This window comes from Paenibacillus vulneris (assembly GCF_039543185.1).
In the GTDB taxonomy this organism is placed as follows: domain Bacteria; phylum Bacillota; class Bacilli; order Paenibacillales; family NBRC-103111; genus Paenibacillus_S; species Paenibacillus_S vulneris.
The window spans coordinates 436,444-455,745 of sequence record NZ_BAABJG010000015.1; the positions used below are offsets into that span (position 1 = coordinate 436,444).

The window sequence follows — 19,302 nt, forward strand, 5'->3', positions numbered from 1 at the left end:
TTCATTACTCGCCCTCCTTGGGACCGAATAAGCTCCAGCTCAGCCGGTTGGACAAATACATCAGAATGAGCAAGAATACAGAAATTGCGGCCGCATAGCCCATCTCGAAACGGATAAAGCCGTAGTCGTCGATATGGTTAATTATCAAATGACCTGCATATTCGGGCGTCGGATTCAAGCCCGACAACTCTACTCCGATGGCGCCTGCCTTGAACGTAGATACAATGGCCATGATTGCCCCAAACAGCATCTGCGGCTTCATAGACGGAATCGTAATATACCAGATTTCCTGCAGCCGGCTGCCGATACCGTCAAGCTTGCCCGCTTCATACAGTTCCTTGTTCACGTTCAGAATGCCGGCCAGCATCGCAAGAAAACCGACCCCCATGCTTGACCAGAGTGTCACGACGACCATCGAATTCATCAAGTAATCTTTGTCGGTCACCCACAATTTGGGCACATCGATTAAGCCTAGTTGAAGCAGAATGCTGTTCAAGTAGCCGATCCGGTCCCCGGTCAGCATCGGCAGCCAAACAATCGACATTGCGATTCCAACAGTCAACGACGGGGTATACATGGCAAGTGCGAACCACTTGCGCAGTGTACCTGGAAGCTGGGAAATGAGCCAGGCTAGCAAAAATGCGGCAATATACCCCCCGGGGCCCACTAGCAATGCGAATTGAAATGTGTTAGGCAGCGCATATTTCAAGAAGAGTAAATCCTGCGACAGCAAATACTGATAGTTTTGCCAACCAATAAAATGTGGCCGTTGAATCGCATTGAAATACGTGAAGCTGAGTCCGATTGCTGCCAGAACCGGAATTAGAATGAATGTGATAAAACTGAGCATGAACGGAGCGACGAACAAATAAGAAAAACGGTGCGCCCATAGGAGCGCGAGCAGCCCCCGCGCGTTGTTCCGAACCCGCGAACGGGCTTTGGACTTGTGTGCAGCAGCTGATGTCGGCGCGGTATTCAACGGAATTCGCGACGTTCTATCGAACATAACGGTTCACTCCTTCCCAAGGCTGACTCACTACCGGCAAATCGAGCGTTTTAATCGTTTGTCCTCCGGGGTCCACATAGCCGAACTCCTGCTGCTTGCGCCGAAGCTCCCGATTGATATCGAGTACCGCTGTCTCCAGCGAGGAACGGTAGTTTATCCCGTCTACGACGGACCTGAGCCACGCATTCCGAAGCTCGCGCTCCATAAAGTAACCTCCGGGGAGATTGGGAACGTCCTTATACCAACGCCACTGCTCCAGAATGACGCGCGCGTCTTCCCGCTTCCACGGAAGCCGGGCGAATGCATCGACGTTAGACGTATTCCAGCGGAAAGCAACGCCGTTTACTGCCTCGATATCGTTACCGTATTGTGCCTGGACGTCTGCAGACACCCACCATTTTAAGAACTCCCAAGCCTGATCCTTCTTCTTGGAAGCCTCGAAAATAACGCCCGTTCGCTGACCGCCTCCGGCCCACCGTTCAATCGTGCCGTCAGGCTGCTTGATGCCCGGGATCTCGGCTATTCCCCATCTCCCGTTCAGCTCTGGAGCAGCTGCGGCCAGCTGAACGTACATATTGTAGTCGGAGACGCCAATCGGCATCGTCCCTCTGCGAAAATGCTGGTAGAAGCTCGGTACTTCTTTCTCTAGGGCATAAGTGGTAAACAAATCGGTCCACTGTTTGAACGATTTGAAGCTTTGCGGTGAATCCAGTGCTGTCCCTAGCCCGGTTTGCTCAAAGAAATCGGAATGGTTTTGATAAAAGAAGGGCGTATAATCCCTACTGTTAAGATAGAAATTAAGCGAATTCCGCTGCAGTGTCGGCAGCATGGCTGTGACGTCCGCCCATGTCTGCGGTACCTTCAGCCCAAGCTGCTCCAAAATGTCCTTGCGGTAAAACAACACTAGAAACGACTGCGTTTCAGGAATCGCATAGAAGCCCTTGTCATAATAAAACGGAAGCCAGGACCCTGGACTGAATTGGTTATAAAGCTCCTGAAAGCCCGGAAATTTCGATAAATCAGCTACACTCCCGCGGATCGCGTAATCAACCGGCAGATCTTGCGTGAGGCCCAGTGCCACATCCGGCTGCACGCCAGCGGCATTGGACATCAGCAGCAGTTGCGGCGTAGGCAGTAGATTGACCTTCACCTTAATTCCGGTATCTGGGGTGAACCGCTCATCCGCCAGCTGCTGCAGCTGGTCAACGTAATCCCGCCCCCGCTGAACCCAAACGTTCAAGACGCGATCGTCTAAGTTGTTGAGGCTGTCTCGATCTTGGAACGAGTAAAAGAAGTTTTTGATCGAGCCTACAGCCTCGGAGAACCACGATGCCTCCATTTTTGGAAAACGTTCCTCCGAAGGGGCTATGTAGATTTCATCGAGCTGCAGCGGCTGCTGCAGCAACGTATCGATAAAATTGCTAATCTTCTGGTTCATGCTTGTGATTTGATCCGCGTAATAGGGCACATCATCGATTTTCCCAAGCAGCGTGCGAAGGTCCTGTGCCGAGGTAGCCAGCCCCTGACTAATACTGTCCTTGTTCCCGTTGATCTGCTGAAGCGCAGCCGATAGAGACAGCAGCGAACTTATGGCCTTCTCGAGCCGATCCGGCAAATCGGGAAGGTCCTCCGCGACCTTCCATGTCCTGTTCCTATCCACCAATCCACCGGTCAATAGCCGCAGATCCTGCTCGATCAAGCGCAGCTGGCCGGACAAATCATCAATTCCGAGCAGCACCGGCTTGATGGGGGCATGGTTGACCGCCATCGACAGCTCGTGTGTACCCTTGGTCAAATAAAATTCAAACGGCGTTCCGTTTTCCTGCTGAAGGACCGTTCCTTTCCAGCCGGAGCTGTATGGAAACCTGTAGTCCAGCAGCTCGCGAAATGGTGTCTTCCCGTCAATGCGAATATTACGGAAGGATGATTTTTGCGCGATGGCATTTTGCAGCGAACGCAGCGCCAGCTTGTATTTGCCGGATTCCGGCACGTCGAAGCTCCAGACTATTTCCTGATTCTGATACAGCCATCTTCTGCCGCCGACCGTGTTATACGTGATCCTTCCCCTGGACTCAGGAACGGTGCGGGGATCGGTATCGTAAAATAATTTGATCGATGTATCATTTTTATACGCTAAATCCTCCGCCTGCAGTGTTAATACCCGCGCCTGAACGGGTGGCGTTAATGGATAGGATGCGGACACTTCACTGTAAGTGTCGATTTTCTGCGGGGGAACAAGCCGAAGCTCTTCCAGCGCGACCGGTTCCAGCCCGTTAATCCTCAGCGTATGGGAGCCTGCGGTAAAATACCATTTTAACGGCTCGGCATAGGCCCCCTCGGAGTCAATGAACGGCTTGACGCGCCACGTGGCGAGTTCGTATGAACGAGGGCGCACCTCATCCCCATCTTCATTCTTGAGGATCGGACGGGCATCAGTCCACTCGCGGTACAACGTGATCGAAGAGGCTTCTCGAAACGGACGTCTGCCATCCAACGCAACATCCCATACGATCGGATTCCCGACGCCGTTCCCAGGTAGCGGATGATACGAGGCATGTATTTCATACAAGCCTGCGGCGGGAACCTGGAATTGGTACTCGATCCAGCTTGCCTGGCTTCCTTTCCACAGCAGCACATCCGGCTTGCCCTCCAGGCTGCCTCTTGCGGTCGAGCCGGGATCCGACTGGGCAGAAGGCGTGGTGGCACGGATGGCGACGTCAGACTTCGCGTTCGGAATATTTTGCTCCTGCCACGTCTTCAACACGGACGCATAATAGGGTTCCGTTAACGGGTCATTTCCGGCGGCCTGCCCCTGCTGGATAGACGACTTCGTGGGCTGTGTTGACTTAGGCTCAGCAGCGTAAACCGGAAGGCCGCTTCTAATCGAGAGCGGAAGGCCCAAGATCGCCAGCAAGGCGGATAGCAGCAGAAGCGTCCGGCATCTAAGAGTCCGGGAACGGTGAAATCGATTGATGAACAATATGGTTACCCCCCCTTTCTTCCATACGCTGATCGAGCGCCTATTTTAGTCTATCGCCAGTATCGATGTGGAAGAATAGCGCTTTGTTCATATCAGGTGAAATTCGCACACTTTCATTGTCCTTGTATTGAAACTGGGAGTTCACGCGGACAATCAGCAGCTTATCCTGTCCGATATCTAAATGCAGGAAACGATCGGCGCCCATTAACTCGCTCAGCTTGCAGCGGCCGACCAGGAGCGTGTCGGAATAGAGCCCCTCCAGACTGATATACTCAGGCCGCAGCCCTAGCGTAACCGTCCGGTTCAATTGCTTATGCTTGAGCAGTATACTAGCCGTCTCAGGCGGAATTTCCAGCGAGAACCTTGAGGTGGAGAACTCCAGCCTTCCTGGAACGTTCTCAACGATGCGTCCTGTGAGAAAATTCATCTGGGGCGATCCGATAAAGCTGGCGACAAATGTATTGCTCGGATAACGGTAAATGACCTCCGGCGTATCCACCTGCTGGATAATGCCGTCCTTCATGACAACAATCCGGTCCCCCATCGTCATGGCCTCCACCTGATCATGGGTTACATAGATGAAGGTAACGTCCAGCGACTTGTGCAGCTTGATGATCTCCGTACGCATTTGCGCGCGCAGTTTCGCGTCTAGGTTGGATAATGGCTCATCCATGAGAAATACTTTCGGATTGCGGACGATCGCACGCCCTAACGCGACACGCTGCCTTTGGCCACCAGACAATTCCCTAGGCCTACGGTCCAGGTACTGTTCGATTTCCAGCACCCTTGCGGCCTTTTTTACACTTTGATCGATGACGTGCTTCTGTACCTTCCGCATTCGGAGACCGAAAGCGATATTTTCATACACCGTGAGATTTGGATATAACGCATAGTTTTGAAACACCATGGCAATATCCCTGTCCTTCGGGGGCAGATGGTTCACCAGCTTATCGCCGATATAGATTTCCCCTTCAGTAACCTCCTCCAGCCCGGCGATCATCCGCAGGGTTGTCGATTTGCCACAGCCGGAAGGTCCGACGAAGACCAGAAATTCCCGGTCTTGAATCTCGAGATGAAAATCCTTCACGACATCATGCTTATCCTTGCCGTATCTTTTATATAAGTGGTTGATTAAAATTCCAGCCATCGAGTCAACGCCTCTCAGTTCTTATGAGCGTGTTAGTGATGTTCAACCCATTTTTCTCATAAGTTTAATCGGATTAGATGCAGAGCGAACTTTGCCTTACAGCTGCCCAACCTTCCCTGCATAAGGGTTATTCGTAATCTCGTCGATCTCGGACAGCTCTTCCGGACTCAGCTTCTCACCGACATATTGAACGGATTCGATTACTTGTCTTGGATTCGATGCCCCCAGAATGGCAGATGTAATGTGCGGTCTGCTGACTACCCAAGTAAGCGCAAGCTGAGCTAGAGACCAGCCCTTCCGAGCTGCAATCGCTTTAAGCCGTTCTACGATATGAAAATGATGCTCCTGTTTGAGCAGCACTTGCAGACGCTGCTCGCCGGCGGCCCCGCGTGTTCCCTCAGGAGGAGCTTGTTCGAAGGCGTACTTCCCCGCCAATAGCCCGCGACCAAGCGGACTGTACACAATGACGCCCACCTGCTCCGAAGCGGCGAACGGCAGCAGCTCCCGCTCGATATCCCGGTTGATGATGCTGTACTCAGGCTGTACGCTTTCGAACCGGTGCAAATTCAGCTGCGCCGAGATGCCGTGCGCCTTCGCAATTTGCCATGCGGCGTAGTTGGAGCAGCCTATGTAACGAATTTTCCCTTGACGAACCAAATCGTCCAATGCTCTCAGCGTTTCCTCCAACGGTGTACTTTCGTCGAAGCGATGCACTTGGTACAAATCGATATAATCCGTTTGAAGTCGCCGAAGGCTGTTCTCGACGGCGCGAAAAATGTGATAACGGCTCTGCCCCGCATCGTTGGCACCAAGTCCTACCCGTCCATGTACTTTTGTCGCGAGGATAATTTGGTGTCTGCGAGCGCCGAGCAAATTGCCGAGAATCGTCTCCGATTGACCGGACTCCAGCGGATTTTATTTTGGCGGCAGCTCGGCGGCGGCAAAACGCATCGGAGTTTCTTCCTTTATCGCCCCCTTCTTAATTCATAGGATGATCCCGCAAGTGTCGCCTTTGCTTTGAGACCGATTACGTTACTTTGCTGGGAGTCCTATCATCTACCCATTCTATTACAGAAAAAAAGACCCCTATTCTATTCGGCACGCATCCGAATCAAAAAGGAGTCTCCAGCTTTCCGGTAGACCATCGAAATAAATTAAAGTATTCCGATGTACTAACTATGTTTATGTGCAGTATAGTATGCTGCTTTCATACTGTCAACAATAATAATCCATATCGTCAATATTCTTCCATTCGATTATAGCATTCCGCTATGCCCAACTCGCCTCTCCCGATGCCGCAAGGCTTTGTCCGTTAGCAGCCCATACTTTTCTATGCTGATTCTCAGGACGGGCTAGACCATAATTTTCACGCAGGGTTGTTCCCTCATATTCTGTACGGAACAACCCGCGATTTTGCAGTTCAGGGATAACCTTGTCAACAAAATCCTCCAGCCCCTTAGGGAAGATCGGCGGGAGAATGTTGAAGCCGTCCGAGCCTCCCTCCCGGATCCATTGCTCGATGAAATCGGCTACCTGGAGAACGGACCCCGTAAACGTAATATGACCGTGTCCTCCGGCGCTTCGGCTCACAAATTGTTTGATCGTGAACTTCTCTCTGAATGCAGCATCGATAATGACGTCCCGGCGCGAGGTAATCCCTGTGCGAAACTCCTCTGCAGGCCTTAGCTTATCGAGTGGCACCGGCGCATCCAGCGGATAATCAGCCAGATTGACGGTGAAATAACGGGACAAATTGCTGAGCGATCGTTCTAAATGGAGAAGTGAGAACAACTCCTCCTCGAGCTCTCTAGCCTCCGCTTCCGTATCCCCAATGACCGGGCATAGACCAGGCAAAATAAGCAGTTGATCCGGCGTCCTGCCGAATTTGGCCAATCTGCCCTTCACATCCCGATAAAACTCCTGCGCAGCAGCTAATGTTTGCTGGGCAGTGAAGATGGCATCAGCCGTTCTCGCCGCCAGCTCTTTGCCCCCTTCGGAGGAACCGGCCTGAACAAGTACCGGGTAGCCTTGCGGCGGACGCGGAATATTTAGCGGACCTTTGACTTTATAGTAATTGCCGGCAAAGTTAATGTGGTACACCTTGCTTGAGTCCAGCCGCTGGTCTGAGGTTTTATCGTAAACGAGGGCATCCTCCTCCCAGCTGTCCCAGAGCTGCTTGACGACATCGACGAATTCCTCGCCCACTCTGTACCGCTCATCCACATGGGGATGCTCGCCTCGTCCGAAATTATGGGCTGCAGATTGTGCTGTCGTAACGATGTTCCATGCCGCTCGTCCCTTGCTGATATGGTCCAAGGAAGCGAATTGCCGGGCAACATGGTAGGGATCGTTATACGTCGTTCCAACCGTTGCAATGAAACCAAGATGCTTGGTTAGCGGGGCGAGGGCCGAGAACAACGTGAAAGGCTCGAGCCGCCGAGAAACGCCGGAATAACCGTCAGCAACGAACAGAGCGTCCAGCAAGCCTCTCTCAGCAATGCGCGCCTGGTTAGCAAAATGCTCCAAATCAAGCCCGCCATCCGGATTGACCGACGGATGTCTCGAAGCTGCAGCATGATGTCCGGTACCGCGTATGAATACATTAAAATGCGCTTTTTTATTGGGCTTCGACATTGTATACATCACCTCGTATAGGATTATCGATTAATGGGCGGCATCGGAATAGGTGCTTTTAGAAGATTGCCGACTGGCTGTCCACAGCTCTCTATTCCTGTTAGCCGGTCGCGCAAGTCCAAGATGATCGCGAAGGGTAGTCCCTTCGTAAGCCGTCCGGTAAATCCCCCGGTTCTGCAGCTCTGGGATGACCTTGTTGATGAATGTCTCCAAATTGTTCGGAACCACCTGCGGCAGCAAGTTAAAGCCGTCCGCTCCCCCTTCCCGCAGCCATTTCTCGATGAAATCAGCTACTTGAATATAGGAGCCTGTAAAGGTAATATGACCGTGTCCGCCCGCGCTGCGGTTGATAAATTGCCGGATGGTCGTCTTCTCCCGGCGCACTGCGTCAAGCACTACCTCCCGGCGGCTGGTGATCCCGCCCTGCTTGCGCGGGTCTTCGGGCTTGATCTTATCAATCGGCACCGGATCATCCAGCGAATACTCCGACAAATCCACGGCGAAGAACCGTGAAGCCTGCTTTAGAGCTTGCTCTTGATTGAGCAGGGAAAATAGCTCCTCTTCGAGCTCTCTAGCCTCCGCTTCCGTTTCACCGACAATAGCACCAAGTCCCGGCATGATCACCAGCTCGTCAGGACTCCTTCCATATTTGGACAGCCTCGATTTTACATCGGTATAAAACTCCTGTGCCGCCCCGAGCGTCTGTTGTGCGGTAAAGATGACTTCACCATGCTTCGCTGCTAGCTCCTTGCCTTTCTCGGAGGAACCGGCTTGTACCAATACAGGATAGCCTTGCGGCGGGCGTGGGATGTTTAAAGGTCCCTTGATATGGTAATAGTTGCCCTGAAAATCGATTTCGTGAATATGATCCCGGTCCACTCTAAGTTCATGCTCGTCGTGAATCTGAATTCCCTCCTCATCCCAGCTGTCCCATAATTGCTTAGTAACTTCGACGAACTCATCTCCGATGTCATACCGCTTTTCCGTCTCCGGATACCCATCCCACTTCGTGATGTTGTCCCCGTCCGCTGGCGAATGCCCTGTTACAATGTTCCAGCCTGCCCTCCCTTTACTTAAAAAATCAAGCGAAGCGAACTTCCTAGCTACATGAAACGGATCATTATAAGTGGTACTTACCGTGCCGATCAGACCGATGTGTTTCGTGACGGCCGCCAGAGCTGAGAGCAACGTGAAAGGCTCTAGCCTGCGACCCGTGCCCGAATAATTGTCTGCCGTGAACAAGGAGTCGAGGAGTCCGCGTTCCGCAAGCTGGGCCAATTCCACATACTTGTCAATATCAAGATCCCTGTGAGGCTCTGCGTCCGGATGCTTCCAGCCGCCGGCATGGTGGCCTGTAATACGAACAAACACGTTGAGATGCACGTTTTTTTTCCCTGAACTCAAGCTACACACGCTCCATTCAAACGATTTTTTCTCCGGATAATAGAAAAAACCGGAAACAAGCCGCAGCAAGTTTCCGGTTGTCCGGTAGTCAAGTACTATATTTCCTATGGAATTACTAGGTAATAAAGTAACATGCATTTTTTAATTTGTCAAAACATTTTTTTAAAAGACTTATTCCTGCGCAGTTAAAATGACAGGTCCCTCTTTCGTAATGGCAATTGTATGCTCGTACTGAGCAGATAGCCTTCCGTCAGCGGTTCGCGCGGTCCAACCATCGTCGTCGATCGTCATGCGATACGTTCCCGCGTTCAACATCGGCTCAATGGTAAAAACCATTCCTTCCTTAAGGCGGAAGCCTTTGCCCGGCAAGCCGACGTGCGGAAAATTAGGCTCCTCATGCATGTTTCTACCCACTCCATGGGCAAGCAAATCGCGCACAACGCCAAAACCATTTTGCTCCGCATGTTGTTGAATCGCATGGACAACATCACCGATCCGGCTGTCGACGGTTGCTCGTTCGATACCGATGTACATGCACTCTTTCGCGACCCGCATCAGCTTCTCGGCTTCCTCCGAGACGGGGCCAACCGCGTAACTCCATGCGGAATCACCGACCCAGCCGTTCAACTCGGCAACGATATCGATGGTGACGATGTCCCCCTGCTGAAGCGGCTTGCTGTCCGGGAACCCGTGTGCGATCACATCGTTCACGGAAGCGCATGTTGCATACCGGTAGCCATTGTAGCCCAAAGTGGGCGCTCTACCCCCGGCTTTTGCGATGAGCCTCTCAACTTCGTCGTTAATCTCCTGTGTCGTAATGCCCGGGCGAATCATTTCGGCCACTCTTTTGTGGCATGCCGCCACGAACCGCCCGGCTATTTTCATCTCTTCTATTTCCGCTGCCGATTTCAAAGTGATCATATTATCGGTTCCCTCCTGGCAAAATTCCGGTTAGTAAAGTTTCCGCTGCCTCGTCGATATCCATCTCTTCATGCTGATGATGAATATGCAATCCGGCATAGCCGACAAGCGAGCCAATCAGCATGTTGGCCGCTTTTTCCGGGCTTCGCCCGCCGGCGTATTCCCGGAATACCTCCGTCAGCGGCAAGTACAGCTCTTCGTGGAACCGCTCGGACAGATCCCTATAGCGGCCGCCGGGCAGCTGGTGAAAATTTTCCACCGACATTTTGTACAGGATGAACACCGATAGATTCTCCGACCACTGGCGAAGCATGAGCACGATATATTTCCGCAGCCGTTCAGGCCATGGTCCTTCGCCGCTCAAGGCAGTTTCCGTGACCGATTTCGCTTTTTCGAAAGCGCACCACAGCAATTCATCAAACAATTCGTATTTATTTTTGTAATAATGATAAACTGTTCCGTAACCGAGCGAGGCCTGGGCCGCGACATCGCGCATCTCCATAGTGATTCCTTTATCAATATATACCTGCGCGGCGGCCTGCAGCATTTGCTGGATCCGAAGCGCACGAATCTCTTCGTTCTGTTCCTTCGTTCGGGGAGACATGATCGGAAAGTCCTCCTTTTTTTGACCTACTGTAATGTCAAAATAAGAATACATTAATTTTCCTTTTCAGTCAAATCGACAACGATTGGCTCATGTCTCCCGCTTCAAAAGAGATGTCATGGGGCTTGACTATTACCATAAGTCGCTGGAAAGCCATGTTTTTCGGTCGGTCAATCAAACCTATTCACCGGACGGCACGATAAGCTCCGTATCTGTCGAAACCGGCACCCCAAAATCAGGGATTCCGTTCCCATCCCAGGTAAACCTTTGTGCTCGCGTGCTTCTGCGCTGTGCTCCGCCGCCCGAAATATCGATCGCATGGTATATTATCCAATCCTCCGTGCCGTCCGGCGATTTCGTGAAGCTGTTGTGACCTGGGCCGAACACACCGTTTTCCACACTTTTGGCAAATATAGGGCCCGGTGATTTGATCCAGCTTTCCGGCCTCATCAAATCAGCTGATGCTGATGCTGTAAGCATCCCGAGACAATAATCGTCCGACCAGCAGGCGCTTGCCGAAAATAGAAGGTAAAGCTTATCGCCCTTACGCAGTATGACCGGCCCTTCATTGATGGCCATGCCGCCCTGTTTCTCCCATGGCTCTGTCGGGGCAGAAAGCAGCACGTTATCTTCTACCAGCGTCCAAGGATTGCTCAACTTCACGATATAAATCGCCGACCCGTAATCCGGATAACAGCCATAGCCGGAGTAGATAAAATACAATTCTCCCCTATGCTCCAGAACGGTTCCGTCCAGCCCGGGATAAGCCGTGTCAAGCTGGCCTTTATCGGTCCACGTACCCTTCATCGGGTCGGGGGAAGAGTTCTCGAGAACGAAGATCCGGCGGGACGCATCGCCCGCCTTCCCTACTTTGCCGTCATTAGCCGTGTAATAGATGTACCATTTTCCACGAATATAATGGATTTCCGGAGCCCATATGTGTTGGCAATTAGCTCCCTGCTTAGGCGGCGTCCAGATCGTGACCGGGGCTGCTTCCGATATGCCGGATATCGTATTCGATTCCCACAGATCTAGCCTATTCCCCCGGGTCACCATAAAATAATAACGTCCCTCGTGCTGATAAAGCCAAGGATCCGCCCCCTGCAGCAGCAACGGATGGAAGGTTCTAGACATGCTGAAGTCTCCTTCCCGCCTTGATTTCGGCGATTAATACTTAACCCGCCCGCCTATTATTTTCCGAATATTTTGTAGTGAAGATTTGGGAGTACGGTCATAGCTCAGCAGCCCGTTAATCTCTTGTTCTACATCAGTTAGCTGGGTGTAGCAAAAACCTTGGACCTGCGGGGATTGTAATAACGGCTCGACTACATCAGTAAGCCTCTTTAAGAAATCCTCTTCATTCTCGGCTCCGGAATACCCCCAACCCTCCTGATCGTTTTTCTTAAAGGCAATACCACCAAATTCCGTTACTAGAATCGGCTGGTTCTCATAGACTGTGCCGCCAACCAGCAGCTCACGACGTGTGCGCTTCATTCCCAACGTGTTTTCCAGTGTAGCATATTTCTCCTCCAGCTCTTCTCGTCTCCACTCGTAGTCGTGGATGGTCAAGAGATCCGTTCTCATGTGTTCCCAGCCGTCATTAGAAACGACCAGTCTAGTATCATCAAGAGACTTGGTTAAGTGGTACATCGCCAGTGCATGCTGCTGCTGCCGCTTATCGATCAGGATGTTCGGGACACCCCAGCTTTCATTAAGGGGTACCCAGACGACAAGGGAAGGATGATTGTAATCTCGTTCAATGGCCTCCTGCCATTCGAAGGTGATCTTTCGAACATACTCCTCCGAGTATTGATAAGCGTTAGCCGTCTCGCCCCATACGAGAAAACCTAATTTATCCGCCCAATACAGATAGCGGGGGTCTTCAATCTTCTGATGCTTACGCGCTCCGTTAAATCCCATTTCCTTTGCCAATTCAATATCCCGTTTCAATGCTTCGTCGTTCGGAGCTGTTAGGTTTCCCTCCGGAAAATAACCCTGATCAAGGACAAGACGCATGAAATAGACCCGATTATTCAGCATGACCTTGCCTGCCTCAACGGAGATTTTACGCATGCCGAAATAGCTTTGAATGGAGTCGACTTCCTCGCCGTTCACCAACAAGGTTATAGTTACGTCGTACAGGTTGGGATTATGCGGCGACCACCAACGCCCCAATCCATGATCGTTAAAATCGTGCAGCCCTACGGTCCTTGTTTCTTCCGAATGATGAAAACTTAACGTTGTGCTGGTGAAATATTCATCTTTATATCGAATATCGATGCGAGCTTCTACCTTATCGACCACTGGAGCCTGATTCAAGAAAGTCCGGATTTGAATTTCGTTCTTATCAATATCCGGCTTGAATTTAATCTTCTTAATGTGCAGCGGGTTGACTGGCTCTAGCCAAACGGTCTGCCATATGCCGGTCGTCCGTGTATAGAAGATAGAAGCTGAATGATCCTTCCAATATTGCTTTCCGCGCGGAAGGGTGACATCACGGCTGAAATCCTCAACACGAACGACAATGATATTCTCATCTTGTTTCAGTGCGGCTGTTATGTCTGCATGGAATGGCGTATGTCCCCCTTCATGAAAGGCAACCATTTTGCCATTCACCCACACCGTTGCCGCATAATCTACTGCACCGAAGTGAAGAATGATCCTGCTGCCGGTCCAATCCTCGGGAATGTTGAAGCTGCGCTTATACCACACCAGATCGTGAAAACCCGTCTCTCCAATTCCACTTAAATGGCTCTGGTAAGCAAAGGGAACCTGAATTTCTTTCGTAAATTCTCTCGTGACCGAACCCCATTGCTGTTCATCTCCTATACGTTGATCATCGAATTCAAAATCCCAGGTTCCATTCAGGTTAAGCCATTTCTCCCTTACAAGCTGCGGACGAGGGTACTCCAGTCTTTGGATCTCTTGATTCATGTCTGCACTCCTTTTTGAATCATTAATATAATAATTAATATAATTACTATTATGTTAATATAATAGGCGCCGCTTTTCTTTTTGTCAACCGTATAGTTCATATGTTAACTTTATCGTTATTTAGTGGGTGGTAGTTCGTACTATTCACCGTGATCCGCTATTCCATAGGGAATAGGAATAATTCTTGTAAGGTCGACAAAACAAAGTTCCCCCCATGATGTAAATATTTGAGGGGAACATTCTTTGAATCTCATGTTTTGGAATGCCGATAATGCTTTCGCCGCCTCCTCATTCCCCGCCATTGTACTACTTCATATGCCGGAGCCCTCCTCAGGTCCTACATGTGAATATTATGGAGCTTCGTATGTTCCATGTTCCGTTATCATTCAGAACGAATGATTATCGGGCAGCGGATTGTTCCCTGATATACTGGTTCAGTTTTTCCTGTGCATTCCGCAGGGCAGTATTGACATCGATACCTTTCAATATCATATCGTTGCCGGCTTCAACAATTAAGCTTCTGCCTTTTGTATCATATTTTGTATGTTCATGTATTCCTTGCTGGAGGGTGAAGAACGCATTCGTATTTTTCCCCTTCAGGAACTCCAAATCCACGCCAAAGTCTTTCTTCAATTCCTCCGTTTTCTTCAGAACCGGTATTCTTCCGCTCTTATTGATTAGCTTCTGCACCTCTTCACCAGCGACATAGGACAACACTTGGAAGGCTTGTTCCTTATGTTTGCTTGTCGTGGTCACAATCATATTATGCGTTTCCGCCTGCCATGCATAGCCCTTGTCCTTCTCAAACGTAGGGAGTGTTACCATGTCCCAATGAAGCTCCTGACCGCTCTTTACCAGTTTATCGATTTCTCCGATGACATCTGTGCCCCAATAGCCGGCCATAGCAACTTTTTGGTCTTTCACAAATACGGTGTGCGAGTTGCTTGAAAGTTTACCGTCCTTTACATATCCCGGAATGTCATACATCGATTTATGCATATTCAGAACCCTGGCCCAGCTATCCGTTGTCAATACGGCTTCGTTCGTCTGCTTATTCACATAAGGCAAAGTAAGCCCCATTGCAAAGCGGTCCACTCCGCCTGCGTACAGACCCAAATACTGGACACCTCCATCATCGCGTGTCAGCTTGCGCGCCAAATCGATGGTCTCCTCCCATGTCATGCCTTCCTTGGGATAAGCGATTCCGAATCGATCGAATATGTCTTTGTTATAGAAGAGGGCAGGGATGTTCATTCGGAATGGAAGCGCAACCATTTCGCCTTTTGTTCCAAACTTCTTGATGGATTCAATCGGGACCGGTTCGTATTTGGACAAGTCCAATCCAAATTTTTTGATATACGGATTGAGATCCTCTATGATTTGCAATTCCTGTAAAGCAGGAATCCCAGGCAACCCGGCTATTAAAATATCAGGCACGTCACCCGATGTTATCATCTCCTGCAGCTTGCCACTAACCATTTCCAATGTAATATGCGGATATTTCTTTTTTACCGGTTGGGCAAAATAAGCCTCAAAATCTTCTTGCGCGAAAAAGCCGTGGGCAACCATTAACTTTAAAGTCACGGGTTCCGTACTGATCTCCGACTCCGGCACATCCAAGCCCTTATCGCCAGGGCTCTTTTGACTTTGGCAGCCGGCATTCAGGAGCAATGTTAAAACTGTGGCAGTAAGAACTAACTTTCGTTTCAAATTAGATCCCTCCATGTTCATTGTAACTATCCAGCACAAACTCTATAGTTTACTTCACACGCTGCCTTTGAAAAATCCTCTTTTCATCGAGCTAGCCCTGGTAAACGCTTACATAATTTCTACTAATTTTGCTCGTTTTGCGAAAGAACCCCCTTTCGTTTAATAAATTGGACCATCCCCCCCTTTTTTCGTTTAATTAATAAATTAATTATCTTTATTCTATTATTGTTAATATAATATCCCCACCCCTGACTTGTTGTCAATCTAAAGTTGATTAATTAACAATTTGGTTATATAATTGGAGCATTAGGAGCGTGCTGTATGAAAATAGACGTAACCACTAGAAATATGAATGTATTGGAGTGTTTTTCTTCTGAGACGCGAGTTCGGATCATTGAATTGTTGAATGAGAAACCTTATAACATTGGTGAACTCGCAGAGGCATTAGGCTTGTCCTCAGCCATAATTACAAAGCATATTCAGAAGCTAGAGGAAGCCAGGATTGTTTCTACGGAGAATACGGTAGGAAAACGAGGGACGCAGAAGCGCTGTTCATTGAATGTGGATAAAATGACGCTAGTACTCCGAACTGCCGAAATAGAAAAGCCACAGAACCAAACTGGATTTACGGTCGACCTGCCGGTCGGACAATACATCCGTTATGAGGTTCACCCAACCTGTGGTTTGGCATCCTCCGACAAGCGCATCGGCATGATGGACGATCCCCGTTATTTCGACGACCCCGAGCGCACGATGGCAGAGCACCTGTGGTTTGCAAGCGGTTTTGTCGAATATCGGATTCCGAACTATTTGGTAGGAAAAGAAACCGCGTCAAGCCTTAGCATTTCATTGGAGATTTGCTCCGAAGCACCTTATTATAACGACAATTGGCCCTCGGATATTACCTTTTCCGTCAATAACATGGAAGTGGCTACTTGGACCTGCCCGGGGGATTTTGGCAGCAAGCGCGGACAATACACACCCGAGTGGTGGGTGGATACGCAGTACGGACTTCTTAAGGTCCTCTCCATTACCGATGAGGGTACATTTATCGATGGGGTAAGGTTTTCTGATGTTCGAATTCATCAATTGAACGTAACAGCAGGTCAGGAGCTGCTCTTTCGAATCTCTTGTCCCGAATCCGCTGCGAATTGCGGAGGTGTCAGCCTTTTTGGCAAGAACTTCGGCAACTATCCGCAGGATATTCGAGTAACTATTACAGTTTAAAGCTCTAATTATAAAAAAAACGATCGTTAAACAACCTAAACCCATTTAATTGGTTTTAGGTTGTTTTCGTTTCTTCTTTCGCAATCTTCGAAGCTAGGTTAATCCAAAGGAAGCACCTGCGACTACTAATCCAGCAGGGTCCCAGGTGTTAATCAGCTCAATGCAGATAGGTATTCAAGTCTAGATCCTGTCCTGGTTAGCCCCTTTTAAAGCGAAGTCAACGGCACTTTCAGCATGAAGTCTTGTTGTATCATAGACGGGTATACTGCAATCATCTTGTGAGATGAGCAGCGTTATTTCTGTACATCCCAGAATAACGGCTTCTGCTCCTTGCTGTTTAAGCTTATTTATGATCTTTAAGTAGGCTTGCTTGGACTCTTCATTAATTAGACCAAGACAAAGCTCATGATAAATGATGTCATGTATAACCAATCGATCTTCTTCATTCGGCACAATAACCTCAAGTCCGAACTTTTCAGTGAGTCTGCCCTTGTAAAAATCTTGTTCCATCGTAAATGCAGTCCCTAATAACGCGACCTTCTTAATTCCATCTTTAACGATTTCGATCGCTGTGGAATCTGCGATATGAATTAACGGGATGGACACCGAACTTTCTACCTCTTGTGCCATCTTATGCATTGTATTTGTACAGATAACGATTAAATCCGCTCCGGCCGTTTCAAGTTTTTGTGCTGAATCAATCATAATTTTTGTAGCCTCATCCCAGTTCCCTTGATGCTGTAAAGTCTTGATTTCTTGAAAATTTACCGAGTACATGAGACTTTTAGCGGAATGATGCCCGCCAAGTCTTTCTTTTACACATTGATTAATGATTTGGTAATAGAGTAGAGATGACTCCCAGCTCATTCCACCAATAAGACCTATAGTTTTCAATGGTTAAGCACCTCATTATATTATGGTTCCATATATCGCGGAATCTGCCACAGAATGGCCTTCAAATAATAAACCTGTATGGCTATCCTGGTACTTCAAACCTCTATTCTTGTCTCCAAAAATTCAAGGTACTTTGGATCATCTTCCATAAAGATACCAATCCCGGCACCCATATAAGCCCGGGTCAGCTCGTCTGCCGCCTTTTCAAGGTTTTCCTGTTCGTAATACAATTGCCCTAGCCGAAGATGAATGTAGGGATTCCCTAACCCCTTCGGGCACTGTACAGCATTAAAAAAACACTTGAATGCCTTATCGTAGTTCTTCATTTGAAAATGGACATCCCCAATAGCCACATAGATCCACGTTGCGGCCTCCCATTCTCGATGACTTTCCGGCAATAATCGGAGGGCCGCGACGTACTTATTCTTTCCCGCCTCGAGATTGCCTGCACTAACCAGATCATCGCCTTGTTTACACAGTGCGGTAATTTCGGCATGGGTGGAATCTGAAAGTTGCACCGTCATCTCTCCTATCTATTCGATTTGAATCCGCCGCATGTTTTATTTTTTTACCAGCAGCGAATTATTGTTTTTTGACTTACATCAAAAAGGATTGCGCCTGGTATCTCCAACAAATAGTCTATCGCCCAAATGATATGATTCGTGAAATCCCTTCCTTCATCAGGCGAGAATACGAAGCGAATACGTTCGGTACAGTCTTTGATTTCAGGCGGACAATCCTTGACGGTGCTTGTAATGTAATTTACATCTTCAGCTACATTACGGCCAGTTTCAAAATGCGCTGTAAAATTCCAACCCGGCCAACGGAGAATCAAGTACTTCTCTTTCGTAAACGGATTTGCCGACGCTCCCATTTCCAGTCCATTCTTTGTATCAAAATCAAAGTAGGCGCTTAACTCAGAAGCAAGACGCTCCTGGGAGTATGGATTGGATGACTTCGCAAGGTAGGCATGTATTACGGACATAATATCTCTCCCATTGTACTGGATATTCTCAACCCGCCGATTCATTTGGCAAAGACTCTATGGCAAAGTTCTGGATGGCTTTGTTGGATGAGGCGGCTTCCAGGCTAGCAGGATTCCGGCGTCTCCGCAGCATTTGGTTACTCCTTCCATAGTATCTCTTCCAACCTCCCAAAGCCACATTTCATTGCTGATTTTTTTTAGAGTACCGCGGCCGCGTTCTTTGACAATCCACTCTCCGAGTGTCGTTCCTTGAATTTTTATATGCAGATGGCTTTCGTTTATCATATTGCAAGGATATACCATTCTTAGCATATCTCCTCTATAACGAACTTTCCCTTTAAATCTTCCGGGAGTTTCTTCTTTAAAAATCCTCGAATCCTCGTATGGAAATAATTTGATCAGATTCTCGCCCTGAGCATAATAAAATCCATCTGCCACTCTTTTAGCAGCATACACGATTCCATACGGGTAGCTAAATTTTTTCGATACATCCTTCACAAATCCGATCATATTTTCATAAATCTCTTCCAAAGGCACGGCACACTGACCATCGATATGATGAAAGCTGCCAAACTCATCGGTCATGTACCCAAAGGATGCAAACCATGGAGAGTAGCTGCTTTGCTCACAATATAATCTAAATGCTGTAACTTCTTTTGAGATTATTTTACTCTTGAGTTCGGAGAGTGAGGCTTCTATCAAATCAACATCGAGTCCATCTTCGCCATTCTTGTAAGTATAATATCCGGCAGTTGTAATCCTTGCACCGATTGCTTCAAAGAAAGACTCGCCTGCAATGCAAGCATCAAGTGGAGTGATTTTACTTGTGTCGTACATTGCCATCCCTGTACACATA

At 48.9% G+C, this 19,302-nt stretch carries 16 protein-coding genes; 1 reads left to right on the plus strand and 15 read right to left on the minus strand.

All coding sequences use genetic code 11. The features are described 5' to 3' along the window. Positions 1-4 precede the first annotated feature (4 nt). The 11 genes from ABEA66_RS15565 to ABEA66_RS15615 all read right to left on the minus strand — a co-directional run bounded on the left by ABEA66_RS15565 (position 5) and on the right by ABEA66_RS15615 (position 15,340). Entirely contained in the window at positions 5-1,006 is a 1,002-nt protein-coding gene (locus ABEA66_RS15565) for a carbohydrate ABC transporter permease (RefSeq protein WP_345588656.1), read from the minus strand. Continuing rightward, positions 996-3,986 (minus strand): extracellular solute-binding protein, encoded by a 2,991-nt coding sequence (locus ABEA66_RS15570; RefSeq protein WP_345588658.1) that lies wholly within the window; start codon positions 3,984-3,986, stop codon positions 996-998. The genes ABEA66_RS15565 and ABEA66_RS15570 overlap by 11 nt, the downstream gene beginning before the upstream one ends. Positions 3,987-4,026: 40 nt before the next feature. Further along, the gene (locus ABEA66_RS15575) at positions 4,027-5,133 is read right to left on the minus strand and encodes an ABC transporter ATP-binding protein (protein ID WP_079913184.1); all 1,107 of its coding nucleotides are present in this window, start codon (positions 5,131-5,133) and stop codon (positions 4,027-4,029) included. Between the two features lie 96 nt (positions 5,134-5,229). Then, positions 5,230-6,042, minus strand: a complete 813-nt coding sequence (locus ABEA66_RS15580) for an aldo/keto reductase (protein ID WP_345589309.1) — start codon at positions 6,040-6,042, stop codon at positions 5,230-5,232. A 360-nt stretch (positions 6,043-6,402) separates the two neighbouring features. Beyond that, entirely contained in the window at positions 6,403-7,767 is a 1,365-nt protein-coding gene (locus tag ABEA66_RS15585) for an LLM class flavin-dependent oxidoreductase (protein WP_345588662.1), read from the minus strand. A gap of 30 nt (positions 7,768-7,797) precedes the next feature. Then, on the minus strand, positions 7,798-9,171 hold the full coding sequence (locus tag ABEA66_RS15590; protein WP_345588664.1) for an LLM class flavin-dependent oxidoreductase: 1,374 nt from the start codon (positions 9,169-9,171) through the stop codon (positions 7,798-7,800). Between the two features lie 171 nt (positions 9,172-9,342). Continuing rightward, positions 9,343-10,092, minus strand: a complete 750-nt coding sequence (map, locus tag ABEA66_RS15595) for a type I methionyl aminopeptidase (RefSeq protein WP_192704735.1) — start codon at positions 10,090-10,092, stop codon at positions 9,343-9,345. 1 nt (position 10,093) lies between these two features. Next, the gene (locus tag ABEA66_RS15600) at positions 10,094-10,696 is read right to left on the minus strand and encodes a TetR/AcrR family transcriptional regulator (RefSeq protein WP_079913354.1); all 603 of its coding nucleotides are present in this window, start codon (positions 10,694-10,696) and stop codon (positions 10,094-10,096) included. 180 nt (positions 10,697-10,876) lie between these two features. After that, on the minus strand, positions 10,877-11,830 hold the full coding sequence (locus tag ABEA66_RS15605; RefSeq protein WP_345588668.1) for a glycoside hydrolase family 43 protein: 954 nt from the start codon (positions 11,828-11,830) through the stop codon (positions 10,877-10,879). A gap of 33 nt (positions 11,831-11,863) precedes the next feature. Beyond that, positions 11,864-13,630, minus strand: coding sequence for a glycoside hydrolase family 2 protein (locus tag ABEA66_RS15610; protein ID WP_345588670.1), 1,767 nt, complete (start codon positions 13,628-13,630; stop codon positions 11,864-11,866). Positions 13,631-14,029: 399 nt separating this feature from the next. After that, positions 14,030-15,340 carry an ABC transporter substrate-binding protein gene (locus ABEA66_RS15615; RefSeq protein ID WP_345588672.1) on the minus strand — a complete coding sequence of 437 codons (1,311 nt, stop codon included), beginning with the start codon at positions 15,338-15,340 and terminating at the stop codon, positions 14,030-14,032. A gap of 321 nt (positions 15,341-15,661) precedes the next feature. On the opposite strand from ABEA66_RS15615, the gene ABEA66_RS15620 reads away from it, so the two are divergent. Next, positions 15,662-16,567 carry an ArsR/SmtB family transcription factor gene (locus ABEA66_RS15620; protein WP_345588674.1) on the plus strand — a complete coding sequence of 302 codons (906 nt, stop codon included), beginning with the start codon at positions 15,662-15,664 and terminating at the stop codon, positions 16,565-16,567. Positions 16,568-16,747: 180 nt separating this feature from the next. On the opposite strand, the gene ABEA66_RS15625 is transcribed toward ABEA66_RS15620, so the two are convergent. The 4 genes from ABEA66_RS15625 to ABEA66_RS15640 all read right to left on the minus strand — a co-directional run bounded on the left by ABEA66_RS15625 (position 16,748) and on the right by ABEA66_RS15640 (position 19,301). Next, a complete protein-coding gene (locus tag ABEA66_RS15625) occupies positions 16,748-17,461 on the minus strand; it encodes an aspartate/glutamate racemase family protein (RefSeq protein ID WP_345588676.1) in 714 nt (237 codons plus the stop codon). Positions 17,462-17,556: 95 nt separating this feature from the next. After that, entirely contained in the window at positions 17,557-17,979 is a 423-nt protein-coding gene (locus ABEA66_RS15630) for a tetratricopeptide repeat protein (protein WP_079913174.1), read from the minus strand. 50 nt (positions 17,980-18,029) lie between these two features. Then, the gene (locus tag ABEA66_RS15635; RefSeq protein WP_345588679.1) at positions 18,030-18,446 is read right to left on the minus strand and encodes a hypothetical protein; all 417 of its coding nucleotides are present in this window, start codon (positions 18,444-18,446) and stop codon (positions 18,030-18,032) included. A gap of 57 nt (positions 18,447-18,503) precedes the next feature. Then, the gene (locus ABEA66_RS15640) at positions 18,504-19,301 is read right to left on the minus strand and encodes a hypothetical protein (protein WP_345588681.1); all 798 of its coding nucleotides are present in this window, start codon (positions 19,299-19,301) and stop codon (positions 18,504-18,506) included. Between the last annotated feature and the right edge of the window lies 1 nt (position 19,302).